The sequence below is a fragment of the Kribbella sp. NPDC004138 genome, assembly GCF_053603655.1.
On sequence record NZ_JBSGFZ010000012.1, the window covers coordinates 188,937 to 213,778 of the forward strand.

Here is a 24,842-nt window from a genome sequence, read left to right on the forward strand (position 1 = left end):
GTAGTAACTACTAACCACAACCGAATGTCTGCTACCTCACCCCAGGCGGGCGAATCAGTCCTGGACGGCCTTGACGATGGCGATGTTGCGGGTCAGCCAGTCCTGCGGCAGGGACTCGTCGGTCGAGGCGGACTGAAGGGTCCACAGGACGTTGAGCATCTGGCGGACGATCACCCAGGCGCGGGCGCGGTCCTCGTCGAAGCCGGCGGCGTCGACCGCGGTCCAGAACCGCTGCTGCACCGCGAAACGCAGGTCGTGGGCGGCGGCGACCTCGTCCCAGCGGTTCCAGATCAGCGGCGCAACCTCGAAGTGCGGGTCGCCGGACAGCGGCTTCGGGTCGATGACGAGCCACGGTTCACGATCCGCCGCGAGCATGTTCTCGTAGTGCAGATCGGTATGGATCAGCCGCCCGTCGGTCGCGGGGTCGGCGACGAAGTCCTCCGCGAGCGAGATCGCCTGCTCGACGTACCGGTGCGGCACCGGCGCCGACGCAGGCAACTGACGGAATCCCTCGACCCAACGGCGCAGCTCCCCGGACAAGGTCCGGTACTGCGGTCCCGCCGGGACGTGCAGCCGCTTGTAGGTCCGCCCAACGATCTCGCAGGCGTCCAGGGCGTCGATCGTCGTCAGGTCGCGGGACTCCAGGCGCTCCAGCAGCAGCGCGAACCGGCGCGGGTCCGCGCGCAGCAGCTGGACGGCACCGTTACCCGCCCAGTCGCGCAGCGCCAGGTGCTCGGTCTCGGCCTCCCAGTGCGGGAACTGCACCTTGAGGACGGCGCGACGCCCCTCGGCGAGCACCGGTACGACGAGGGCGCAGTTGCCGTACGCCGCCGTACCGTCGACCTGCAACCGCCACTCGTCGAGCAGCTCCCGCGCCAGCCGCGGAAGCCGATCGAGCCAATCGGCCCAGTCCTGCCCACGAGAAGCGACGACCAGCAGCCCGGCCGGGATCTCGACCGGCACTAGCGGACCGCCGTCCGGCCGTGGCGCACTACTTCTTGCCCGCCTTCTCCGCGGTGTCCGAAGTCCGGAGGGCGGCGATGAAGGCCTCCTGGGGGACCTCGACGCGGCCGACCATCTTCATCCGCTTCTTGCCTTCCTTCTGCTTCTCGAGCAGCTTGCGCTTCCGGGTGATGTCACCGCCGTAGCACTTGGCCAGAACGTCCTTGCGGATCGCGCGGATCGTCTCGCGGGCGATCACCCGGGACCCGATCGCGGCCTGGATCGGCACCTCGAACTGCTGCCGCGGGATCAGCTCCTTGAGCTTGCCCGCCAGCGCCACGCCGTACCCGTAGGCGCTGTCGCGGTGCACGATCGCGGAGAACGCGTCCACGGTCTCGCCGTGCAGCAGGATGTCGACCTTCACCAGCTGCGCGGACTGCTCGCCGGTCGGCTCGTAGTCGAGCGACGCGTAGCCCTTGGTCTTCGACTTCAGCTGGTCGAAGAAGTCGAACACGATCTCCGCCAGCGGCAGCGTGTAGCGCAGCTCGACGCGGTCCTCGGACAGGTAGTCCATGCCCTGCAGCTGCCCGCGCTTCTGCTGGCACAGCTCCATGATCGCGCCGATGTAGTCGCTCGGGCTCAGGATGGTCGCCTTCACGACCGGCTCGTACACCTCGTCGACCTTGCCGTCGGGGTACTCGCTCGGGTTCGTGACCACGTGCTCGGCCCCGTCCTCCATCACCACCCGGTAGACCACGTTCGGCGCGGTCGAGATCAGGTCCAGGTTGAACTCGCGCTCGAGCCGCTCGCGGACGATCTCCATGTGCAGCAGCCCGAGGAAGCCGCAGCGGAACCCGAACCCGAGCGCGCCGGAGGTCTCCGGCTCGTACTGCAGGGCGGCGTCGTTCAGCTGGAGCTTGTCGAGCGCGTCGCGCAGCGTCGGGTAGTCGTCGCCGTCGATCGGGTACAGACCGGCGTACACCATCGGCTGCGGGTGCTTGTAGCCGCCGAGGGCCTGGGTCGCGCCGTTCACGTTCGAGGTGACGGTGTCACCGACGCGGGACTGGCGGACGTCCTTCACCCCGGTGATCAGGTAACCGACCTCGCCCACGCCGATACTCTGCGTCTTGAGCGGCTCCGGCGAGATCACGCCGACCTCGAGCATCTCGTGCACCGCGCCGGTCGACATCATCTTGATCCGGTCCCGGTGGTTCAGCTCGCCGTCGACCACCCGGACGTAGGTGACCACGCCGCGGTACGTGTCGTAGACCGAGTCGAAGATCAGCGCCCGCGGCGGCGCGTCCTTGATTCCCTTCGGCGGGTCGATCTGCGCGACGATCTCGCTCAGCAGGTCCTCGACGCCTTCGCCGGTCTTCGCCGACACCTTGAGCACGTCGGACGGGTCGCAGCCGATGATGTTCGCGAGCTCAGCGGCGTACTTCTCCGGCTGCGCGCTCGGCAGGTCGATCTTGTTCAGCACCGGGATGATGTGCAGGTCGGCGTTCAGCGCGAGGTACAGGTTCGCCAGGGTCTGGGCCTCGATGCCCTGCGCGGCGTCCACCAGCAGGACGGCGCCCTCGCACGCCTCGAGCGACCGGGAGACCTCGTAGGTGAAGTCGACGTGGCCCGGCGTGTCGATCATGTTCAGGATGTACGTCGTGCCGTCCGGGGCGAGCAGGCCGCCCGGGGAGTCCGGGCCCGGCGTGAACGGCAGCCGGACCGCCTGCGACTTGATCGTGATGCCGCGCTCACGCTCGATGTCCATCCGGTCGAGGTACTGCGCCCGCATCGAGCGGTCGTCGACCACCCCGGTGATCTGCAGCATCCGGTCGGCCAGCGTCGACTTGCCGTGGTCGATGTGGGCGATGATGCAGAAGTTCCGGATCAGCGACGGGTCGGTGCGACCCGGCTGCGGCGCGTTCGTGGGGCCAGCTGGCACGGAGGGGATCCAGTTCTCGTCTCGTGGTACCTGAATATCCGGTCAATCATCCCATGCGGGTCCAGCGGATTCGAAAATCAGTGGCACCAGGCCGCTAGCGTGGTGAGGCATGGCGCATGCTGCTGGGGTCCGGTTGCCGTTCGAGAAGCTGCCCGCCGCCGTGCGGGCCTGGGTGGAGCGCTCGCTCGGCTCAGTCGTGGTGACGGCCGTCACTCAGCAGGGCGGCTTCTCCCCCGGCGTCGCCGCCCGCCTGGTCACCGCCTCCGGCCGCAGAGCCTTCCTGAAGGCCGTCGGTACGCCGCTGAACCCGAAGACGCCGGAGCTGTTCCGCCTGGAGATCACCGCCGTGCAGGCCATCGGCCCGCTGCCGATGACGCCCCTGCTCTACGACGTGTACGACGACGGCGACTGGGTCGGGCTGCTCTTCGAGGACATCGAGGGCCGGCTGCCCGCCCACCCGTGGGAACAGGCCGACGCGGATCGGGTGCTGGACGCCCTGGACGAGCTGACCGACGCCCTGGACCCGTCACCGTGGCCGGACGCACCGGTGGCCGCCGTACGGAGTCATGACTTCCTGAGCCGCTGGGACAACGTGCTGGCCGACGGTCTCGCCGTACCGGAGTGGATGGACGGCCGGGTTGAGGAGTTCGCGGAGCTGTCCCGGTCCGCGATGCGGGTGCTGGCCGAGGGCAAGGCGCTGTCGCACTGGGACCTGCGCGCGGACAACCTCATCCTGACCGACGACCGGGTGGTGTTCATCGACTGGGCGCACCCGGCCCTGGCGCCACGCTGGACCGACACGGTGATCCTGCACGCGGACATGCGGGGCTCGGTGGGCCTGCCGGCGCTGCCGGACGACGAGGCGATCACCGGATTCATCGCGGCCGTCGCCGGTGGGCAGTGGTGGGGAGCGGCGCAGCCCGCGCCACCGGGGCTGCCGACCATCAGGCAGTGGCAGCGCGAGCAGGCGATCGTTCACCTCGACTGGGTGCGGGAACGGATGCAGCGTTTCTGATCGCCACGCGTCTTCAGTGATGTGACGAATCACGTGGTGAGCATCGGACGCTCGGCACCTGCGCAGGCGGCCGTGTCGGAGCTTTACCAGCAGCACTGGGTCGGACTGGTCCGGCTGGCGGTGCTGATGGTGGACGACCGGCAGGCGGCGGAGGACGTCGTGCAGGAGGCTTTTGCCGAGCTGTACCGGCGCTGGCCCCTGCGCGGGCCCGATGCGGCCCTGGGGTACCTGCGGACGGCGGTGGTGAACCGAAGCCGGTCAGTACTGCGAAGACGCAAGGTGGCGCGGCTCTACATCCCGCCGCACCAGGCGCCGAACGCGTCCGCCGAGAGCGCCGCCGTACTGAGCGAGGAGCGCTCCCAGGTGCAGCAGGCGCTCCAAGGACTGCCGCGCCGCACGCGTGAGGTCCTCGTTCTGCGGTACTACCTGGATCTCGCGTTCGCCGAGATCGCCCAGATTCTCGGGATCAGCGAGTCGTCCGCCCGTGCCACGTCGTCGCGCGGCCTCGCCGTCCTGACCGAACGCCTCGAGGAACTCCGATGACCGACACCGAGACGCGCCTGCGCGACTACCTGCACGCCCAGGCCGCCACCGTCCCCGACGACGCCGAAGGCCCCGGCCCGGCCGAACCCCGCCAGCGCCGGCACTGGCCGGTCGTCACCGCCGCCGCGGGAATCGCCCTCATCGTCGTCCTCACTGTGACCTTCCTGACCCGGACGGGGCCGGACCGCTCGATCCCGGTGCCTGCCGGACCGCCGCCCGGCCCGGTCTCGCACGCCGCGCCCGAGGTGCCGTACACGCTGGCCGGTGACCGCGCGAAGCTGACCTCCGAGCTGAACGACTTCACGCTGCACGACGGCGACCGGACGGTACGTCTGCCGAAGGGCGTCGGCGGCTTCTTCGGCCGGGTAGACGACGGCTGGCTAGGGATGAACATGCCTGCGGGCGGCGGTTCCCAGGCGGGCATCCTGAAGCCGGACGGGACCTTCCGCCCCCTCGGACCGGAGCGGATCGAGCTGGTCACGCTGTCGCCCGACCGCCGCCAGATCGCGGTCATCCACTACCTCGACGACCCCAAGGGCGAGATCGTCGTCGTCGACGTCGAGTCCGGTCGCGAGGTGTCGCGCAGCCCGGTACTACCGACCCGGCCGGCGTCGCTCGGCTGGAACCGGAACGGGATCTGGTTCCGGGTCGACGAGCTGGGCGATCCCACCAAACGCACCGAGTACGGGCTGTACGGCTGGCGCCCGAAGTCTCATCAGGTCGCCCGGATCACCTTCCCCGGGTACGACGGCGGCCTGGCGGTACCCGCTGCGTCCGACGTCGTCGGGCTGACGACCAGGCGCGGCAACAACCGTTGCCTGAAGGCAGGTGTGCTGCGCGACGGGAGGTTCGAGCTGCGGCGCGAGTACTGCGATGTCGCGGCCGCCGCGTCGTACCCGGTGATGTCCCCTGACGGGACGACCATCGTGAGCAGCGACGTCAAGCTCGCCATCGACATCGCGTCGGGCAAGCGCACGAAGCTCCGGATGCCTGCCGACGCCGAGGTGGTCTCGTGGCCGGAGCCGGTCTTCGAGAACGCGAGTCAGGTTCTGCTGGTCACGCGGCCGCCGGGCAATCAGCGGCTGCCTGTGCCGCAGCAGATCTACCGGTGTGACGTGCGGAGCGGCGAGTGCGTCGTCGTACTGAAGACGACCGGGGCGACGCTGAACAAGCCCTAGACCTGGCTAGGGGCGGCCCGTTTCCGGACCGCCCCTAGCGCGTGTCAGCTGTCTACGCGGACGATGGTCGAGCCGGAGCCGTTGGCTCCGTCGGTGAAGCGCAGCTGGCCCAGGTACTTCGTGCCGGCGGTCAGGCCGGTCCAACTGGCCGTCACGTTCGTCTGACCGGCGACCGTGACCGGCTGGCTGGCCGGTGTGGCCGTCAGGTTGCCCTCGGCCTGCTGCAGCTCCCAGTGGTCGAGTTTCACCTGCTGCTCGTTCGCCCCGGCGTACAGGTCGACGTACACATCCACCTGGCCGCCTGCGGGCTGCGGAATGCTCACCTGCTCCTCGGCGGAGCCCCCGGTGCTGCTGCCGAGCAGGGTCGTCGTACCAGCCTTGTAGACGAACACGTCCAGGTCAGTGCCTGCCGGGTAGTCCGCGTCGAACGTGGAGAACCTGGCGTACGTCGTACCCGCCGGGACGTTGACCGTGAACTTGGCGACGTGGTCGTTGACCTTGGGCGCGGTCGTCGGGAACGACACACCACCCGGGTTCTTCAACGCCGCCTCGTTGATCGTGGCCGGGGTCAGACCCACCGCGGTGGTCTGGAGCGTCCCGGTGTACCCGGCCGTGACCGGGACCTGCACAGAGCCGTCGGTGCCGGTGCCGTTGACCTGGACCGGAGCCTTGACCGTCAGCGGCTTGATCGCCAGCGTGCTGGCCACGGAGTGCTTGGCCGACTTCCAGATCAGCCGGCCGAACGAGTACTGCTCGAGCGGCGCGCCGTTGTTCTCGATGGTGACCTTGTACGTCGTGGTGCGGCCCGGGAGCGTGACGAGGATCCGCGGGGTCACGGTCACCTTGAGCCCGGTCAGGCCTTCGACCTTCGGGAAGTAGACCTCCGGGACGCTGCCGACGTTCGTCACGGTCCGGGTCACGGTCTGCTTGCCGGCCAGGTCACCGATCGCGATCGTCGGGTAGTTGAGGTCGCTCAGGTCGATCTTGCCGTTCGCGCACAGCTCGTGCGTGCTCGGCACCTGCCCGGAACCGCAGACGAACTTCGTCCAGTCGGTGTACGTCGAGTCGTAGACCAGCCCCGGGTCCATCCCGAGCTTCGGCTGCACCTGCCCCGCGCCGTACCCGAACGGGTTCGCCTGCGAGCCGGAGTCGTTCTGGATCGGCTTGCCGCCGGCGTCCTTGTCGGTGGCGGTCGTCATCAGCGCGGACTTGATCGCCATCGGGGACCAGGTCGGGTGCTTGCTCTTCAGTACGGCCGCGATGCCGGCGATGTGCGGCGTCGACATCGACGTACCGCTCATGAACGCGTACTCGCCACCGGCCGCGCTGAACGCGGTCGTCGCGGCCAGGACGTTCGTGCCGGGCGCCATGATGTCCGGCTTGAGCAGGTCACCGTTGCCGGCCGGGGACGGACCGCGGCTGGAGGAGGCGGCGACCTTCGGCGCGTTGACGCGAACCGGTGTACCCGGACCGATGGTGGCGGTCGGGTTCGCGGTGCCGCTGACGTACGCCTTCACCGCGGGCGCGGCCTTGTCGTCCAGGTGGACGGTCGGCACCGAGTGCAGATCGGCGTCGAGCGTGCCCGGGGTGATGTTCAGCAGGATCATGCCGACACCGCCGGCGTTCTTCACCTGCAGGCTCTTGTCGACGCGGGCATTCACGCCGCGGTCGCAGACCACGATCTTGCCCGTCACCTTCGCCGGGTCGAGCGTGCCCGCCTGGCAGAGCGTGAGGTTGGTCGGGTCGGCGCCCGCGAGGCCGGCGTCCTTGGCCAGCACCACCGGCGCCGACGGCGTACCGGAACCGATACCCGCGCCGGTGTAGGACTTGCCGTCCCCGAGCGTCACGGTGGTCTGGATGTCGCGGTCATGGGTGCCGTTGGCAACCGACGTGACCCAGGGGTACGTCTTGCCGACGGTCGCGTCGCCCGGACCGGTGTTGCCGGCACTGGTCGCCACGAAAACGCCCGCCTTGGCCGCCCGCAGGAACGCGAGTCCGGTCGCGTTCACGTACGTCGACCCGCTGCCGGAGATCGAGTAGTTGATGACGTCGACGCCGTCGGAGACCGCGGCGTCGATCGCGGCCACGATGTCGGCGTCCGTACCGCTGCCGCCGCCGGTCGCGTCGACCGCCCACAGCGCCTTGTAGATCGCCAGGCGGGCGTGCGGCGCCATACCGGAGCCCTTGCCGTAGTCGCGGCCCAGGACGCTCATCTCGACGCCGTAGTTGCCGGCTGCGGTGCTGGCGGTATGGGTGCCGTGGCCGCCGTAGTCGCGCGGCGACTTGAACTCCTCCGGGATCGGGCGGGTGCCGATGCCCTTGTCGAAGTACCGGGCGCCGATCACCTTGTTGTTGCAGGTGACAGGCGCCTCCTCACCGGCCTGGCAGGTGCCCTTCCACTTCTTCGCGACGATCGCGTCGGATGCTTTTGTGGTCTGCATGGGCGCGAAGCTCGCCCGCTCCGGGACGAAACCGGAGTCGATCATGCCGATGATGACGCCGTCGCCGGCCTTGTCGATTCCGCCTGCCTGCTGCCAGGCGCCGCCCTTGCCGGACAGGCCGAGGAAGCGCGGCGTGTCGACGGTGTCCGCGTGCTGGATCTCGCTCGGCTCCACACTCTTCACGCCGGACGACTTGGCCAGCTTGACCGCGTCGTCGTACGACATCTCCGCGGAGAACCCGGCGTACGTGTAGCTGTAGTCGTAGAGCTTCTTGACGTCCGGGACGGCCTTGAGGACCTCGTCGCGCTCGGTGGCGAGGTGCTTGACGTAGTCGACGACGGGCGCGGCCGTCTTCAGCAGCTTGCCGCCCGGAACGACCCGGGTCGCGGCGAGACCGGCGATGTCGCCGTCGTACTCCGCGACCGGGGAGTCGTCGAGCTGGACGATGTACGAACCGGTACCGGAGCGCTTGACGTCCGGGTCGGCCGGCGTCGCTGCCGGCTGGCTGGCGTTCGCCGAGCTCACCAGCACCGGCACGCCGGCACAGGCGGCGATCAGTGCGGTGGCGACGACGATCGCCGGTCGTTTGCGGGTCACGAAGTTCCTCCAGGCTGGACGGAGCGATGGCGGAGCCCTGGGCTCGCGGGGCCCTGAGTATGCCGGTCAGGCGTCGCCGGTGTCACGCATGGCGACACAGGTGCAAGGGAAAACCCGAGAGCCGGCTGTCCCAGCCGTCGATGCCGGTCTCGGTCAGCGGCGGCAGGATCGGATCCAGCTCCCGCGTCCGCATCGCGACCGGTGCCCCGGTGGTGTCCGTGGCGCTGAGGTGAGACACCTTCCACACGCGGTCCTTGCCACGGTTGACCACCGACAGGTCGAGCCGCCCGTCATCGGGCCGCCGGAGCTGGAGGACCCGGTCGAGGGCGCGCCCGAAGTCGTCGTACTCGTAGTCGCTCGTCTCGGTGACGTCCAGGCCGCCGTCCGCGCCACGATGCGCATCACCTTGCCGTCGATCACGGACAGTAGTCGAACGACGAGGGTTCCATGCTTCGGCGGAAGTAGGCCGGTTTGGCTGCGGGCGGGGCTTCTTGGTAATCTAGCTCTTCGCGTGCCCACGGGTGGTGTACAGCCGTGCGCGCAACACCATCCTGTATTGACCGCACACACCTGATCGAGGCTCTGCTCCGTGGCGAACATCAAGTCCCAGATCAAGCGCAACCGCCAGAACGAGGCTGCGCGACTTCGCAACAAGTCGGTGAAGTCGACCCTCAAGACGGCTGTTCGCCGCTTCCACGAGGCCGTCGAGGCCGGCGAGGCCGAGAAGGCCAACGAGACCGCCCGCAAGGCCGGTCGCCTGCTCGACAAGGCCGTCAGCAAGGGCGTCATCCACGCCAACCAGGCGGCGAACCGCAAGTCGGCCATCTTCAAGAAGGCCGCTTCTCTCTGACGCCGGGGCCGCTCCTGCGGCCCACCGAACGATCGGCCCGTCCGCAGGACCGGCCGATCGTTTTTGCGTGCCCGCACAGCTTCTGATCCGCATCGCCTGAGTCGTTGATCGGAGTGCCATGAGAATCGTCGTCATCGGTGGCAGTGGTCATATCGGCACCTTCCTCGTCCCGCGGCTCGTCCGCGCCGGCCACGAGGTCGTCAACATCAGCCGCGGCGCGCGGACGGCGTACACCGCTGCTCCGGAATGGCAGCAGGTCCGTGCCGTGCTCGCCGACCGGCAGCAGGAGGACCGCGACGGCACGTTCGGCGACCGGGTCGCCGAGTTGCGCGCCGACGTCGTCGTCGACCTGATCTGCTTCACCCTCGAATCGGCCGCCGCGCTGGTCGGCCGGCTCCGCGGCGAGACCGGGCATCTCCTGCACTGCGGATCCATCTGGCGGTACGGTCCGAGCCGCAAGCTCCCGATCGCCGAGGACAGCGACTCCGCCGGGCCGCCCTTCGACGAGTACGGCATCGCGAAGGACCAGATCGCGCGGATGCTGAAGGAGGAGACCGCCTCCGGTGGGCTCGTCACCACCTCGCTGCACCCCGGCCACATCGTCGGCCCGGGCTGGCACCCGACCGGGCCGCTCGGCAACCTCGACCCCTCCGTCTGGCACACACTGTCAGCCGGCGAGCCGCTGCGGGTCCCCGGCAGCGGTGCCGAACTCATGCATCACGTCCACGCCGACGACGTGGCCCACGCGTTCCAGCAAGCCATCGACCACCGCGATACGGCCGCCGGCGAGGACTACAACATCGTCGCCCCGACCGCGCTGACGGTCCGCGGCTACGCCGAGATCGCCGCCGGCTGGTTCGGCCGGACCGCCACCCTCGAATCCGTCACCTGGGACGAGTTCCGCCGCTCCACCACCCCAGACCACGCCGACTCCAGCTGGGGCCACCTCCACCGCAGCCAGTGCTTCACCATCGAAAAAGCCAAGACCCAGTTGGCCTACGCTCCCCGCTACGAGCCGGAAGCCGCCATCCACGAAGCCATCCACTGGCTCGCCACCCACACCCAACTCCCCCTCGCCGACCCCCTGTCCGTCTGACCTCGGCGAACGCTGGCTCGGGAGGCGCTTGGGGAGAGGTGGTTCAGCGGCGGCCGTGGGCTCGGGTGATGGTGAGGACCATGCGTTCGAGGGCGTAGCCGGCGTCGCCTGAGGCGCCTTTGACGTCGGCGTCGGCTTGCGCGACCGCCTTGATCGCGGTCGCGAGACCACCAGGGGTCCAACCTCGGGACTGTTGCCTGAGCTGCTTCAGCTTCCACGGCGGTACGCCGACCTCACGCGCCAGATCCGCCTCACGCATCCCACTCGGCGCGCTCGCGTACTTCGCCAGCCCGCGCAACCCACCCGCCATCGCACTCGTAACGAGCACCGGCGCAACACCGCAGTCCAGCGCCCACCGGAGCTGCTCCAGCGCCGGCTCGGTCCGCCCGGCGATCGCCGCGTCCGCGACCGCGAAGCTCGTGACCTCCGCGCGCCCGCCGAAGTACTGCCCGATCAGCTCGGCCGTCACCGCCTGGCCACCCGAATCCGACACCAGCTGCGAACACGCCCCGGCCAGCGCCCGCAGGTCATGCCCGACCGCATCCACCAGCGCCGACGCCGCGCCCTCGTCCACGGACCCGCCGAGCAGCCGGATCTCCCCCGCCACGAACTGCGGAAGCTCCCACGTCTTCGGCGCCGTCGCGACGACCTCGTTGACCGATGCCTTCCGCAACTTGTCGAGGACGCCCTTGCCTTTCTGCCCGCCGGAGTGCACCAGCACCACGAGTACGTCGTCCACCGGCGACCCGGCGTACTCGATCAGGTGCGGCGCCATCTCCGCAGGCAGGTTCTCCAGCCCGCGCAGCACCAGCACCCGCTCACTCGCGAACAACGACGGCCCGGTCAGCTCCGCGAACACCCCGACGTCCAGCGTCGACGCCTCGAGATCCGTCACCTCGACCGCAGCGTCGCCCGACGCCGCGTTCTTCGACACCGCCGCGATCGCCGACCGCACGGCCCGATCCGCCAGGAACGACTCGGCCCCGGTCACCAGCAGCACATCACCCAGCTTCGGCGCAGAACCTTTACGAGCAGCCACCCGGTCAGCATCCCACGCCACCCCGACAATCCCGGTGCGCCCCCGCACCAAACCGGCAAGGATGCCTCCTATGACGACATCACCCTCGACCTCACCTGGCACCACGACTGATGCGAGCCCGGGTGGTGCGTTGGGCTCGGGCGGTGAGCCGGCGTTGACTGTTGACGCCTTGGTGGTGGTTGACCTGCAGACTGCGTTCGTCTCCGGATCCGATGCGGTGCCCGGCGCGGCGGGGCTGTTGGATCGGGTGCGTGGCCTGCTGGATCGCGCCCGCGCGGCCGGTGCCGTCGTCGTACATCTGCAGAACGACGGTCCGCCCGGCGCGGACGACGAGCCGGGAACACCGGGCTGGGAGTTGTTCTTGCCAGTGCAGCCGGGAGCTCGCGAGCACGTCGTACGCAAACCTCGCGACGACGGCTTCGACGCGACGCCGCTCGGGGAGATCCTGGTGTCGGCCGGCGTACGGTCGCTCGCGATCTGCGGCGTGATGTCCGAGATGTGCGTACACGCCACAGCCAAGACCGCCCTGGCCCGCGGCTACCGAGTCGTCCTCCCGCACGACGCCCACGCCACGTACGACGCCCCCGCCGTCTCCGGCGTAGCCGACAAGATCCCCGCCCACATCGTCTCCCGAGTCGCCGCCTGGTCTTTGGGCGACCAGCCCGACAACACCTCCCCCGCCTCGTCCGTCACCTTCTGACTTCGTCCGGTCATCTACTGGCGCTGTCGTTCAGCTGGGGGTGGGTGGTCAGGGCTAGGTGGTTGTTGGCGTTGGTGACTACCAGGGGGCCGCTGGTGTTCGTAGTGGCGGTTCGGGTTGCGGCGTGGGACAGGAGGTCCAGAGTTCTGGGGGCTGGATGGCCGTAGTCGTTGTCGCGGCCTGCGGAGATCAGGGCCAGTCGTGCATTCGCGGCCGCGATGAAGTTGGGGTCCTGGTGGGCCGAGCCGTGGTGCGGGACCTTGAGTACGTCGGCCCTCAGGTCGGCTCCGGTTGCGAGAACGGCGCGCTGTGATTCGGGCTCCAGGTCGCCGGTGAGCAGGATTCGGAGGCCGGCGAGTTCGACCATCATGGCGATGCTGGCGTTGTTCTCCGGTGAGCCTTCGTCCGTGGGCGTTGCGGACGACGTGCCGGGCGCTGGTAATGCCGGCACCTTCGCCGGCCAGAGCGTCGTCCACCTCAGCCGGCCCACGGCTCGTTGCTCGTGGAAGGCGACCGTGCGGAGTGCGATCCCGTGCTGCGCCGCAAGTGCAACCACGCGGTCGTATTCGGCGTGCGGGGAGAAGTACGGCGACACCTCGATCTCGTCGACCTGCCGGCCGCTCAGTACGCCGGCCAGGCCACCGACATGATCGGCGTGGAAGTGGCTCAGGACGACGACCGGAATGTGCTGGACGTCGAGGTCCTTCAGGCAGCGGTCCATCGCGGCTGGGTCCGGACCGGTGTCGACAACAACCGCCGTGCCATCGCCAGCACGCAACACCAGCCCGTCTCCCTGCCCGACATCGCAGGCGACGAACAGCCAGTCGTTCGGCGGCCAACCGAGCCGACCCACGGGACGCAGTACGACGACCGCCAGTACGACGACTGCGAGGATCATTGCGATCGGGCGGGCCAGAATGCGGTGCAGGCCCAGGATGAGCGCCAAGCAGAGCAGCGTGAGAACGGCGACCCCGACGACGGTCGCGGGCCAGGCGTTGGCGGCGCCGGGCAACTCCGCGCCCTCACGCGCGATGAGGATGATCCAGCGGGCCGGCCAACCCGCGAGCCAGCCGACGATCTCGGCCGCTTCGGTGCTGACCAGGGCGACCCCGGCGGCGGTGAAGCCGAGGATCGTCGCCGGTCCGACCGCCGGCCCAGCCAGGAGATTGGCGCCGACGGCAACCAATGACACCTCGCCCGACAGCCATGCAACGATCGGCGTACACGCGAGTTGGGCGGCGAGCGGGCACGAGATCGCCTCCGCGAGCCACCTCGGGAGCCACTGCGCGAGCGCGTCCCGCCAGATCGGGCCGAGGAGCACGATGCCCGCGGTCGCAAGGACGGACAGCGCGAAGCCGGCCGACCTCGCGAGGGACGTGTCGAGCAGCAGCAAGCCGATGACTGCGGCCGACAAGGTGCGCACGGCGCGGCGTCGTCCGCCGCCGCCGGCCATCGCCGCCAACGCGATCAGGCCCATCGCAGCCGCACGCAGCACACTCGGCTGAGGTCTGGCCAGGATCACGAACGCCACGACCGTCATCAAGCCGACTGCCGTGAGAGCGCGCGCTCGTCCGCCGATCAGCCGTGCGAGTGGGAGCACGAACGCCAACAGCAGCGTGAGGTTCGTGCCCGAAACCGCCGACAGGTGTGTGAGGCCGGTCGTCCGGAAGTCCGCGTTCAGCTCTGTGGATACTCCCGAGACGTCGCCCATCACCAGCGCCGGGACGAGACCGCGGACATCGTCTTGCTGGCCCGCTACCGCATCGCGCAACCCGGCACGGACCTTCTCGGCCGCCCTCAACCACCACACCGGCTCGTCCACCACCCGTGGCGGTGAGCGGGTCGAGAACATCGCGGCGACACCCGCGCCACCGTCGACCTCCTCGAGCCGACCGGTGGCGTCAACGTGCTGCCCGTACCGAACGTGCTGCCACTTGGCGGTCCCTACAACCAAGACCGGAGTACGAACCCGAACAGTGCTCATGGTCGCGGAGCCTGGGTCGATGCTGCGTGCGCGGATCTCCTCGATGGTTGCTTTGACCACGACATACGGCGGACGCCGGGTGGTGGTGCTTTCCCGCAGGGACGGGTCGCCCTCGATCTTCAGACGGACATTGACCGGGGCGGAGCCGGCCGCGAGCTCGCGCACCGGGCCCGCGCGCAGCGTGGCCGACTGGAGCGCGGCCGCGATTCCCAGCCCCGCAACGACAACCAGCGAGCCCACCGCCGCCCACCCAAAGGTCTTCCAAGCCCCGGCCTGCCGCTGGCGGGACGTCCGCCGGCGGAGACGCAGCGTGGCAAAGGCGCTGGCAGCGAGAGCAAGCGTCGCGACAAGGAAACCGGCAATGGGTGAGTGGCCGACCAGGATCGCCGCAGCCAGCCAACCAGCGCCGGATGGGATGAGTAGGCGGGCGTCGAGTAGTTCCTCCGGCGGGGCGGGAGCCGCGGTGTCCGACTCCGTCTCCGTCTGACGATCGACATCACGCTCGGTCCCGGTCGGGTCCGGCGGCGGCGTGGAAGGTTGGGCGGCGGGGTCAGATGCGGGCATGGGATTTGATGGAGTCGAACTTCTCGGGGGCTACGCCGGGGACCTCGTAGAGCTGGACGATGGCGGTGAAGCGCCCCGTGGCCGGGCGAACGGCGAGGCGGACCAGGGCTCGCTCTCGAGCGTCCAGGGGTGAGTTGGGAACGCGACGGAAGACTTTCACGCCCAGAGAAAGTACGAGTTCGCCAACCTCTCCACCCGACAACCTGGCATCTGTGGACAACGGCGCACCTCAGCACTGGGCACCTCCCCGGATCGGTGTCGCCGGACCGCGTCTACCCATGGGAGGGCCTGCGGGCAATCACCCACGAAGCGCGAAGTCCGATTCCGGCCTCTCGTCCGCAAGCCATCCTCAGCCACCTGATGGCCGACGGCTGAGCTCAGGGCTGCGGCGTGGGCAGGGAGCGTAGGAGTTCAGCAGTGGGTGCGTCCGCGGGGAAGAACGTCTCGATCGCTATCTCGTCCAGGGTGACGTCCCGCGGCGAGCCGAAGACCGTGGCGGCGTAGAGGAACGCGACCTCGCCGTACGGCGTGGCCATCCGCAAGGGCACGACCAGCTCGTCGGTACCTGCGCTCGACGCCAGGCCTGGAGCGTCGTACCCCTCGAGTTCGGCGAGCAGATCGGCCAGTCCCTGAGCGGCAGTGCGTTCGAGTTGCCGACGGACGCGCCGCAACGCATGGGCACGCCATTGCCCGAGGTTGCGCACCTTAGACGCCAGGCCGTCGGGGTGCAGCGTCGCTCGGAGCATGTTGAGGGGCGGTCCCGCGAGCTCGGCCGGAAGTCCGCTCAGGAACATCCGCGCCGCCGCGTTGGTGGCCAGCAGGTCCCAGCAGACATTCACTGCGACGGCGGGGTTCGGCTCCATCCCGGTGAGTACGGCGCGGACCGCGTCCTGGGCCGCTCCGAGGTCGGCGAGCGGGCGCTCGGGATGGGCGGGAGCGAAACCGGCGGCAAGGTGGAAGCGGTTGCGTTCCCGCAGCGGAACCTCGAGCTCGTCGCAGATGCGTTCGATCATCACCGGGCTCGGATTCGACCGGCCGGTCTCGATGTAGCTCAGATGCTTGGTCGACAGCTCCGCGGCCAGCGACACATCGAGTTGCGAACGCCGGCGCCGCTCGCGCCAGGCCTTCACCAGCAGCCCGACCGTTTCGCCCGAACCCATCGTCGTTGTTGTCACGACAGCAACGATGCCGTCCTCTGGTGCGCGCGGCAATCACCTCGAAGGTTATTGCGACGCGCCGCTGCCGACTCCCAGAGTGGGCGGCGTCCACATCGAACTGGAGGAGAACCCACCATGACCGAGAACTCCGTCGTGCAGCAGTACATCGACTTCTGGAACGCCGGTTCCGGTGCCGAGCAGCGCGAACTCGCCGCAACGATCTTCGCCGACCGCTTCAGCTACCACGCACCCGTCGGAGTCATGCGTGAACTGGAGCAACTCATCACCTTCCGGGAGCAGTTCGCCGACCAGTCACCGGGGTACGAGTTCCGGCCCCGTTCGGAGCCCCAAGCACATCACGACCGCGCCCGGCTGCAGTGGGAGCTGCTGGTCGACGGTACGTCGTTCGCGACCGGGACCGATGTTCTCGAGCTCGGCCCGGACGGCCGGATCGTCTCGATCACAGGCTTCCTCGACCGCGCCCCGGAAGGCTTCCCGCACGCCGGCCACTGACCTGACGGCCACACCTGGAAGGAGCTGGCAATGGCCAGCAGCAAGAAGGCAGTGCACGCCCGGGGACTGGTGAAGTCGTTCGGCCGGGCCCGGGCGGTCGACGGCCTCGACCTCACCGTCGCCGACGGCGAGGTCGTCGGGCTGCTCGGCCCGAACGGCGCCGGCAAGACGACCGTCGTACGGATCCTGTCCACACTGTTGCGGCCCGACCAGGGCTCCGCGACGGTCTTCGGGCACGACGTCGTCAACGACGCCACCGCAGTACGTGGACTGATCGGGCTCACCGGACAGTTCGCGTCGATCGACGACGACCTGAGCGGCCGTGAGAACCTGATCATCCAAGCCCGGCTGCTCGGCCTCGACAGGTCCACGGCCGCAGCCCGGACCGGCGAACTGCTCGAGCAGTTCGACCTCGAGGACGCGGCACGCCGTCCGGTCAAGACCTACTCCGGCGGCATGCAACGCCGACTGGACATCGCCGGCACCCTCGTCGTGCCTCCACGGCTCTTGTTCCTCGACGAGCCCACCACCGGACTGGACCCCCGCAGCCGAAGTCAGGTCTGGCAACGCGTCCGGGGCCTGGTCGCCGACGGCGTCACCGTTCTCCTCACTACGCAGTACCTGGAAGAGGCCGACCAATTGGCCGACCGCATCGTCGTGGTCGACCAGGGCCGTGTCCTGGCCGACGACACACCACAGCAACTCAAGCGATCGGCGGGGGCAAGCGTTCTCGAAGTCGAGATCGCGGATCCCCGGCGACTCACCGACGCGGCGCGCTCGCTGGCCGCCGAGCTGGGCCACGCAGAGGTCACCGAGAGCGGAACCACACTCCGGTTCCGGATCCCGTCCGGCATCGAACACCACGACCATCGGGCGACGCACGCCCTCGCCGGCCTGGCCGCGCACGGAATCGACCTGGCCGGCTACACCCTCGGCCAGCCCAGCCTCGACGAGGTGTTCCTGGCACTCACCGGCCACGGCACCGGTACTCCGCATGAGGAGACCGCATGACCACGACCCTCCAGACAACGACCGAGAGCGCACCGCCACGAACCCGGCAACCGAACGCGATCTCGACCTCGCTGACGATGGCCTACCGCGCCGTCCTCAGAATCCGGCGCGCCCCCGAACAGCTCGCCGACGCCCTGATGATCCCCGTCATCTTCACCCTGCTCTTCACCTACCTGTTCGGCGGCGCACTCGCCGGATCGACCTCCAGCTACCTGCAAGAACTGCTCCCGGGAACCCTGGTGATGTCCGTCGTCCTGGTCACCACGTTCATCGGAACCGGCCTCAACACCGACCTCACCCGCGGCCGTCTGGACCGTTTCCGGGCGATGCCGATCTGGCAGCCCTCGCTCGTCGTCGGCGGCCTCGTCGGCGACCTGGCCCGCTACCTCCTGACCTCGAGCGTCGTCATAGGACTCGGACTCGTCATGGGTTTCCGCCCCGCGGGTGGCGTCACCGGCGTCGTCCTGGGCGTCGCCCTCATCTTGGCGTTCGCCTCCGGACTGTCGTGGATCTGGACGACCCTCGGACTCCTGGCCCGCTCGCCGCAGTCACTCGGAGTCCTCAGCTTCCTCGTCCAGTTCCCCCTGCTCTTCGCCAGCAACACCTTCGTCGCGCCCGACACGATGCCCGGCTGGCTCGACCGCCTCGTCACCCTCAACCCGGTCAGCCACCTGGTCAGCACCGAACGCCACCTGATGGCCGGCAACGCGACCGTCGGCGAGGTATCCGGCGTCCTCCTCGCCGCAGCCGCCCTCACCGTGGTCTTCGGCCCGCTCACCATGTGGCTCTACCACCGGCGCGGCTAGGTCCTGTCTGGGCGCGCGGCGTCGACAGGCCGGGCATGTAGGCCGCCGGCAGGAACGGACTCGCCGACTCCACTCACATCGTGGACGGGGTACCCGTCGCCGGCATCGAGGTGAAGATCACCCCGAAAGAGAACGCCGCCGACTACAACGGCTGCACGATGCGACTGGAGGATCTCGCGCACCAGGGACCCTGTTGATCACGACGAAGGCAGCCGTGCTGGACGAACGCGTTCACCGACGCGCTTCTGAGTCGGGGTTGGGTCAAGTGCGGACATGGGGCCTCAGGGAGTCGAACTTCTTGGGGCCCACGCCGGGGACTTCTTGGAGTTGGTCGATGGTGCTGAAGGGGCCGTTTTGGGTGCGGTAGTCGAGGATTCGTTGGGCCAGGACAGGGCCCACGCCGGGGAGGGCGTCCAATTCGGCGAGGGTGGCGGTGTTGAGGTTTACAGGGGTGTCCGGGGTTGTCGTGGGGACGGCGGACGCTGAGGACTCGGCGGTGGGTGGCGGTTGTTGGGTGGGTTGGCCGACGATGATTTGTTCGCCGTCGGTTACTTGGCGGGCGAGGTTGAGGGAGGTCAGGTCCACGCCGCGGAGAGGGCCGCCGGCGAGGGCTAGTACGTCGGCTACTCGAGAGCCGGCTGGGGCCCGGATCAGGCCGGGGCGGCGGACCTTGCCGGCTACGTGAACTACTACGCGGGATTGGCCGGAGGCGGCGCCGGCGCCGGACGTTTGGGCGGTGTCTGTCGGTTGGCGGGGTTGGCTTGGGCCGGCGGACAGAGGTTGGGTGCGGGCGGTGGCGACCGGGCTGCCTGTGGTGGCGGTCATGGGGCGGGTGTCTGGGATGGATTCGGGGCGGGATCGGAGGAAGGTCCAGGCGGCCCAGGTCAGGCCGAGGACGAGGACTACGGCCAGGACCACTACGTGACGCCCGGAGAGGGTCCAGCGGGCATCACGCAGGCGGTCAAGTCGGGGCAGATCAAGACCGTGTTGGTCCTCGGCGCGGATCCGGTCAGCGCGGCTCCGCTCGTAGCGGGCGTCGTCGGCACCGGCGGGATCGGCACGGGTGAGGTCAGGGCGGGGATGGTCGGAGCGTTGGTTGGGTTGGGGTTGGGGTTGGGTGGACGGGGGTTGTGTGGGGGTCCAGCCGCCTCGCACCTCTTCACGCTCCTTCAGGGGGACGGGTCGGGGGGTGCCGGGTTGGGCTGCCGTGGTGGCGGGCCGGTCGGCGGGTGGGGTGTGAAGGTGGGCGTGCGGGGTGGGACGGGCGGCGAGGCGGGCGAGGGCTCGGGCTCGGGCGTCCGGGGCGGTGGGTGGCGTGCGGTGGAAGACCTTCACGCCCAGAGAACCTACGAGTTCAGACGCCTCGTGAACCCGCGACTTCGAGCCTGTGGAGAACCAGGTCGAGTCCGGTAGCGGGTTGTTTCGCCGCTGGCGGCTGCAACCCGCCAGCAGGACAAGCACCCGAGCGCCGGTGAGACAGCAAAGGGTGGCGGTGGGGAAGGACGAGTCTTTGATGGGAGGCGCGGGTGGGAGGTGGCGGGTTAGCCGCAACGCCGTTCGGTAGCGGAAAGGGCGGCCGCGTCAAGACCGACGCTCGGCGCCGGGCTGCTACACGTTGGGCTGCTACAGGTTGGGCCGAGGTGGTGCCGCGCGGCGCGACGGGGAGCCCTGACCGCGGACCTGAGACAAGCAATGGTGGCTGGAGACAGGCAATACCAGGTCCCCGCCCACCACTACTTGTCCCCACCCACCACTACTTGTCCCCACTCGCCAGGAGCCCACAGCACCTTGACAACACCCCCGCCTCCCTTAGGCGAACGGCGTTGCGGTTAGAGGGGGCTTACTACTACTGCCAGGAGGCCGGGGCCTACGTGGGCGCCTATGACGGCGCCTACTTCGCGGAGGACTATTTCCTCGGCTTGGGGGAGGCGGTTGGCGAGGTCGTCGGCGAGGGTTTGGGCTTTTTCGAGGTTGGCCAGGTGGTGCACGGCCAGTTGGACGGGGAGGTCGCCGGCGCGTTGGACGGCGATGTCGGCGAGGCGGGCGATGGCTCGGCTGGAGGTGCGGACCTTCTCGAGGGGGACGATGCGGCCGCCGCTGATCGTGAGCAGGGGTTTGACCGCGAGCGCCGTACCCAGCAGGGCCTGGGCGGCGCCGATGCGGCCGCCGCGGCGGAGGTACTCGAGGGTGTCGACGTAGAAGTACGACGAGATCGACTTCATCCGGCTCCGCGCGGCGGCCTCGACGGCGGCTGCGTCCTCACCGGCGGCGGCCGCTGCGGCCGCGGCGAGGACCGGGAAGCCGAGGCCCATCCCGAGGGAGCGGGAGTCGACCACGCGCACCGGGATCGGGGACTCCTTGGCGCCGATCATCGCCGCCTCGAACGTGCCGGACATGTCGCCGGACAGGTGGATCGACACCACCGCCTCGGCACCGTCCTTGGCGCACTCGGCGTACGTGTCGGTGAATGTCTGCGGCGCCGGCCGGCTGGTCGAGACGGGCGTGAATGTCTTGAGCGCCTCCGCGACCGCGTCCGCCGAGGTGGCGCCGTCGTCGTACGACGTCCCGCCGATCACGACCTGCAGCGGTACGACGGTGAGCGGGTGCCGGAGCATCTCGCGCGTGGACAGACCGGCCGTGGAGTCGGTGACGACCTGCACGCGGGCTGCCATGCAGCGAGGTTACCGGACGGTTTATGTCCGAGCGCAGTGCCAGACTCCACAAGATGAGGGAGACAGACAGGGAAATCACCGACTTGCAGGAGCTACTGGACGCGGCATACGCGCGGTCGACAGAGCATCTGCGCGCCATCATCACGGATCCGCGGCGGCTGGACGCCGGCGAGCTGGTGCGGGTGCTGACCGGGATGTGCACGCTCAATCTGGCCACCGTGACCGCGCGCGGCGAGCCGCGGATCAGCGCGGTGGACGGGCACTTCCTGCACGCGCGGTGGGTGTTCACGACCTCGGGATCGGCGGCCAAGGCGCGGCAGCTGAAGCAGCGGCCGGCGGCGAGCATCTCGTACGTTGACGGTGAGCGGATCGGGGTGTTCACCCATGGGAACGTCGAGTTCCTGACCGCGGATCATCCGGACTTCGCGGAGATCGAGCAGCACCTCACGAGCCACTACGGCAGCTCGCCGTCGAGCTGGGGCGACGACATCGTGTACTGCCGGCTCCAACCCACCTGGATGGTGGGTTACGCGTCCGACAAGGCAGCTGTCCTGGACACACCAGCGAGGTGAAGGCCACCCCTCCCGGGGCCTTCACCTCGCTCTTGGTTGTGCCGGGCTACTGACGTCCCCTGTGCGTCAACAGCCCGGCTCCCGCTGACTCCCCCTGGCTGTCAGCTGAAGTTGGCGGAGCCTCGGCGAGCTACTCCCCGTGTCCGGCTCCCACAGAACCGGCTTGACCGCGAGCTCACCAAGGTCCCGGGAGGCCCCAGCGGCCGGCCGGCCGGCGGGTGACCAAACCCGCCGGTTGCTCCGCACCAGCCGGGCCGCGGCACTCGTCCCCTGTGTCGTGTGCCTGACCCTGAGCTGGGACCCCGCCCCGGAAGCAGTGCCCTGACGGTGCACCGCGCCCGGTACAGGCAGAACAGGTCCGCAGTCCGCAGCACTCCGGAGCTCTCGGTCGCCGGTCGGCGCCCCCACCAACCAGCCGCCGGAGGCCCTCCGCGTCGCCTTCGCCGGGTGCCGGAGGCCGGTGGTTCGCCATGGCCTCTTCATGGGTTCACCACCTCTTTCGCTGCCGGTCGCCGGTGTCGGTCTCTGCTTCGTGGAACCTGCCCTACGGCTGTAATTCTTTGCCGGGCGGCCATGTCAGGACGAGGCAGAACAACCGGCAGTTACCCGGCAGCTTCGGCGGATCGGCGTCAGGAAAGCGCGGCGAGCACGTCGTTCGCCAGCCGCTGTACGGCGGCCGCCGGGTCCGGCTCGGGCCACCCCTCCGCGACCGACGCGCTCGCGCAGGACTCCTGCAGCACGGCCCACGCGGTGGGCAGCATCGGCGGGTCCATGGTCTGCTGCCAGGCCAGCAGCTGACCGCACACCGCGTCCCCGGCCTCGGAGCGACCGAGCGCGTGCAGGACCGCGACAGCCTCCGGAAGCACCTCGAGCAGGTAGACGACCCGCCCTTCGAGCAGCAGCCGGTTCAGCGCGTCGAGGACGGCCACCCGCGCCTGCTCGACCTCGCCGGCGTCACGCGCGAGCCGGGACCGGTAGAGCATCACCAGATAGTCGAAGTACCCACGGTGCCCGCGGATGTCCGCGTCGGCCTGGTCGAGCAGCGTCCGCGCCTCGTCGTACCGGCCCTCGTGGTACTCGACCATCGCCAGGCAGCCGGCGACCTTGGTGCGCTCAGGATCGTCCGACGCCTGGCTGTCGCGGGCGAGCTCGGCCCAATGCCGCGCACCGGACAGGTTCCCCAGCTCCAGGTCGACGCGGCTGAGCGCCATGTACGCGATCTCGTCCGGGTACACACCCGGATTGACCAGTGCGGCCTCCCAAGCGAGCAGCAGCTCCTTGGCCTCGACCAGACGGCCCCACCGGAGCAGGGCCAGCCCACAGGTCGCCTGCACCGTGGCTGAACGCTGTACGTCGCCATGCTTCCGGGCGTCGTCCACCAGCGCCGGTATCTCGGCCAGGCTCTGTGTGTCGAGCAGATGCGAGCCGGACGACACCCAGCCGCCCCGCGCGACGAGGCCCATCTCGGTCTCACCAGGGATCCGCGTGCGCGCTTCCCCGTAGTGCCGGCGCGCGCCACGGATGTCGCCGGTCAGGCTGGACAGCCGGCCCGCGATGGCGAGCAGCCTGCCGCTTGTCTCCTTGTCGGAAACGTTCTCGGCGCACAGCGTCGCCCACCGGATCCCGCTCTCGGCCACACTCGCCTGGTACTGCCAGGCGATCCGGAACCCGAGCACGATCCGCGCCGCGGTGTCCCACTCCCCCAGCTCACCCGCCCGCGCCAACGCCACCTCGAACAGCGCCGAGTTCGCATGTGCCGCCCGGTACCGCCGGTCGCGATCCGGCGACGACCATGCGCCTTCCAGCCCCGACACGTACGTCGCGCACCACTCGACGGCACGGTCACGGAACTCGGTGAGATCGTCCTGCGACGACAGCCCGGCGTACGCGTGCTCCCGGATCGTCTCCAGCAGCTTGTACCGCGCGCCGTACAGCTGCTCGAACTCGTGCACCGGCTGCAGCAGCGACTTCTCCACCAGCTCGGCCAGCAGCATGGGTACGTCGAGCTCGTCGATCGGTTCGCCGGTACAAACGCCCGCCACCGCCTCGAGCGTGAACGGCGAGCCGAGCACCGAGGCCCGGTAGAGCAGCTGCCGCGCCGGGTCCGACAGGGCGTCGACGCTCCACGCGATCGTGTCCGCCAGCGTCCGCTGATGCGGCGCACCGAACCGGCGCGGCCCGGACAGCAACCGGAACCGGTCGTCCAGCGCGGCAAGGATCGTTTCCACCGACAGCGAGCCGGCCCGCGCGGCAGCGAGCTCCAGCGCGAGCGGCAGCCCGTCCAGCCGTCGGCACAGCCGCGACACGGTCGGAGCATTCGCAGGCGTCAGCTTGAAGTCCGGGCGCACGCGGGCCACGCGACGGCAGAACATCTCGACCGCCGGCGACGCCGAGACCTCTTCGAAGCTCTCGTCGTTCGCCGGTACGCCGAGCACCTGCACGCGGCGCACCACCTCGTCCGGCAGGCCGAGCGGGATCCGGGACGTGACCAGCACGCCGATGCCCGGGAAGCTGCGCACCATCCGGTTGGCGACCGTCGCAACACCATCGAGGACGTGCTCGGCGTTGTCCTCGACGATCACCAGGTCACCGGGCTGGCGGCCGGACAAGACGTCGTCGAGGTCCGACGTACCGGGAGCTGTGCCGAAGGCGTCCAGGATCGCCGACGGTACGGCGGCGTCGCGCTGGACCGTGGTGAGGTCGACGACCACGACAGTCGTGTCGGCGCCCGAGAACCGGTCCGCGGCGGCGAGCGCCAACTCGGTCTTCCCGACCCCGCCGGGGCCGACGAGGGTGACGAGCCGGTTCTGCCGCAGCAGTTCCTCGAGCTCGAACAGCTCCTGCTCGCGGCCGACGAGCCCGTCCGGGATCGGCCGGGTGCCGCGCCAGCGCAGACCGGTCGGCGCGGCGTCCGCGACCGAGACGACCTGAGCCGCGGCGACGGTCGGCCGGACGACGGGGCGCGCCGAGCCGTGGCCCGCGGCGGCGAGGAAGTGCTCGGTGTCGTCGGGCTGCAGGCCGAGCGCGGAGGCGAGCAGCCGGACGGATTCCTTGCGCGGCCGCGCAACGCGACCCGCCTCCATCTCACGGATCGACCGGACACTCAGCCCGGCCCGATCGGCCAGCTCCTCCTGGGAAAGACCGGCCTGGACCCTCAAGTCGAGCAACAGATCGGCGAAGCCCCGCCGCCCGTCCGCCCGGCTTTCCGTGTCCGACACAGCCC

20 protein-coding genes are annotated in these 24,842 nt (G+C 69.6%); 10 read left to right on the forward strand and 10 right to left on the reverse strand.

The annotated features are described in order from the left end of the window. Positions 1-54: 54 nt before the first annotated feature. On the reverse strand, positions 55-963 hold the full coding sequence (locus tag ACWEOO_RS19060) for an aminoglycoside phosphotransferase family protein (protein WP_452144106.1): 909 nt from the start codon (positions 961-963) through the stop codon (positions 55-57). Positions 964-991: 28 nt separating this feature from the next. Further along, positions 992-2,881, reverse strand: coding sequence for a translation elongation factor 4 (lepA, locus tag ACWEOO_RS19065; RefSeq protein WP_359942037.1), 1,890 nt, complete (start codon positions 2,879-2,881; stop codon positions 992-994). Between the two features lie 109 nt (positions 2,882-2,990). Here lepA and ACWEOO_RS19070 point away from each other — a divergent pair, with 109 nt between their 5' ends. The 3 genes from ACWEOO_RS19070 to ACWEOO_RS19080 are packed head-to-tail and all read left to right on the forward strand — an operon-like array spanning position 2,991 to position 5,617. Next, positions 2,991-3,896 (forward strand): hypothetical protein, encoded by a 906-nt coding sequence (locus ACWEOO_RS19070; protein ID WP_452144107.1) that lies wholly within the window; start codon positions 2,991-2,993, stop codon positions 3,894-3,896. 36 nt (positions 3,897-3,932) lie between these two features. Further along, positions 3,933-4,439 (forward strand): SigE family RNA polymerase sigma factor, encoded by a 507-nt coding sequence (locus ACWEOO_RS19075; RefSeq protein WP_363714339.1) that lies wholly within the window; start codon positions 3,933-3,935, stop codon positions 4,437-4,439. Beyond that, a complete protein-coding gene (locus ACWEOO_RS19080; RefSeq protein WP_452144108.1) occupies positions 4,436-5,617 on the forward strand; it encodes a hypothetical protein in 1,182 nt (393 codons plus the stop codon). Before ACWEOO_RS19075 ends, ACWEOO_RS19080 begins: the two co-directional genes overlap by 4 nt. 44 nt (positions 5,618-5,661) lie before the next feature. On the opposite strand, the gene ACWEOO_RS19085 is transcribed toward ACWEOO_RS19080, so the two are convergent. Next, on the reverse strand, positions 5,662-8,655 hold the full coding sequence (locus tag ACWEOO_RS19085) for a S8 family serine peptidase (protein WP_452144109.1): 2,994 nt from the start codon (positions 8,653-8,655) through the stop codon (positions 5,662-5,664). A gap of 82 nt (positions 8,656-8,737) precedes the next feature. Continuing rightward, a complete protein-coding gene (locus ACWEOO_RS19090) occupies positions 8,738-8,902 on the reverse strand; it encodes a hypothetical protein (RefSeq protein WP_452144110.1) in 165 nt (54 codons plus the stop codon). 342 nt (positions 8,903-9,244) lie between these two features. Between ACWEOO_RS19090 and rpsT the strand changes: the two genes are divergently transcribed. Both rpsT and ACWEOO_RS19100 read left to right on the forward strand, forming a co-directional pair. Beyond that, positions 9,245-9,505 (forward strand): 30S ribosomal protein S20, encoded by a 261-nt coding sequence (rpsT, locus tag ACWEOO_RS19095; RefSeq protein ID WP_141859325.1) that lies wholly within the window; start codon positions 9,245-9,247, stop codon positions 9,503-9,505. A gap of 118 nt (positions 9,506-9,623) precedes the next feature. Then, positions 9,624-10,601, forward strand: coding sequence for an NAD-dependent epimerase/dehydratase family protein (locus tag ACWEOO_RS19100; RefSeq protein WP_452144111.1), 978 nt, complete (start codon positions 9,624-9,626; stop codon positions 10,599-10,601). Between the two features lie 43 nt (positions 10,602-10,644). Here ACWEOO_RS19100 and holA read toward each other — a convergent pair whose 3' ends face one another. Continuing rightward, positions 10,645-11,640, reverse strand: a complete 996-nt coding sequence (gene holA, locus ACWEOO_RS19105; RefSeq protein WP_452144112.1) for a DNA polymerase III subunit delta — start codon at positions 11,638-11,640, stop codon at positions 10,645-10,647. Between the two features lie 70 nt (positions 11,641-11,710). On the opposite strand from holA, the gene ACWEOO_RS19110 reads away from it, so the two are divergent. Next, positions 11,711-12,340, forward strand: coding sequence for an isochorismatase family protein (locus ACWEOO_RS19110; protein ID WP_452144113.1), 630 nt, complete (start codon positions 11,711-11,713; stop codon positions 12,338-12,340). A gap of 10 nt (positions 12,341-12,350) precedes the next feature. Here the strand turns inward: ACWEOO_RS19110 and ACWEOO_RS19115 are convergent, their stop codons facing one another. Together ACWEOO_RS19115 and ACWEOO_RS19120 are read right to left on the reverse strand one after the other, a co-directional pair. Next, positions 12,351-14,564, reverse strand: a complete 2,214-nt coding sequence (locus ACWEOO_RS19115) for a ComEC/Rec2 family competence protein (protein ID WP_452144114.1) — start codon at positions 14,562-14,564, stop codon at positions 12,351-12,353. A gap of 701 nt (positions 14,565-15,265) precedes the next feature. After that, a complete protein-coding gene (locus ACWEOO_RS19120) occupies positions 15,266-16,063 on the reverse strand; it encodes a helix-turn-helix domain-containing protein (RefSeq protein ID WP_452144115.1) in 798 nt (265 codons plus the stop codon). A 117-nt stretch (positions 16,064-16,180) separates the two neighbouring features. Between ACWEOO_RS19120 and ACWEOO_RS19125 the strand changes: the two genes are divergently transcribed. The 3 genes from ACWEOO_RS19125 to ACWEOO_RS19135 are packed head-to-tail and all read left to right on the forward strand — an operon-like array spanning position 16,181 to position 18,375. Then, positions 16,181-16,558 (forward strand): nuclear transport factor 2 family protein, encoded by a 378-nt coding sequence (locus tag ACWEOO_RS19125; RefSeq protein WP_452144116.1) that lies wholly within the window; start codon positions 16,181-16,183, stop codon positions 16,556-16,558. 30 nt (positions 16,559-16,588) lie between these two features. Then, on the forward strand, positions 16,589-17,569 hold the full coding sequence (locus ACWEOO_RS19130; protein ID WP_452144117.1) for an ATP-binding cassette domain-containing protein: 981 nt from the start codon (positions 16,589-16,591) through the stop codon (positions 17,567-17,569). Then, positions 17,566-18,375: an ABC transporter permease gene (locus ACWEOO_RS19135; protein ID WP_452144118.1), complete on the forward strand. Its 810-nt coding sequence runs from the start codon at positions 17,566-17,568 to the stop codon at positions 18,373-18,375. Before ACWEOO_RS19130 ends, ACWEOO_RS19135 begins: the two co-directional genes overlap by 4 nt. A 261-nt stretch (positions 18,376-18,636) precedes the next feature. Here the strand turns inward: ACWEOO_RS19135 and ACWEOO_RS19140 are convergent, their stop codons facing one another. Next, a complete protein-coding gene (locus ACWEOO_RS19140) occupies positions 18,637-19,200 on the reverse strand; it encodes a helix-hairpin-helix domain-containing protein (protein ID WP_452144119.1) in 564 nt (187 codons plus the stop codon). A 1,004-nt stretch (positions 19,201-20,204) separates the two neighbouring features. Beyond that, the gene (locus ACWEOO_RS19145) at positions 20,205-21,047 is read right to left on the reverse strand and encodes a DegV family protein (RefSeq protein ID WP_452144120.1); all 843 of its coding nucleotides are present in this window, start codon (positions 21,045-21,047) and stop codon (positions 20,205-20,207) included. A gap of 53 nt (positions 21,048-21,100) precedes the next feature. On the opposite strand from ACWEOO_RS19145, the gene ACWEOO_RS19150 reads away from it, so the two are divergent. Next, entirely contained in the window at positions 21,101-21,619 is a 519-nt protein-coding gene (locus tag ACWEOO_RS19150; RefSeq protein WP_452144121.1) for a pyridoxamine 5'-phosphate oxidase family protein, read from the forward strand. 629 nt (positions 21,620-22,248) lie between these two features. On the opposite strand, the gene ACWEOO_RS19155 is transcribed toward ACWEOO_RS19150, so the two are convergent. Next, on the reverse strand, positions 22,249-24,837 hold the full coding sequence (locus tag ACWEOO_RS19155; RefSeq protein ID WP_359937511.1) for an ATP-binding protein: 2,589 nt from the start codon (positions 24,835-24,837) through the stop codon (positions 22,249-22,251). Between the last annotated feature and the right edge of the window lie 5 nt (positions 24,838-24,842).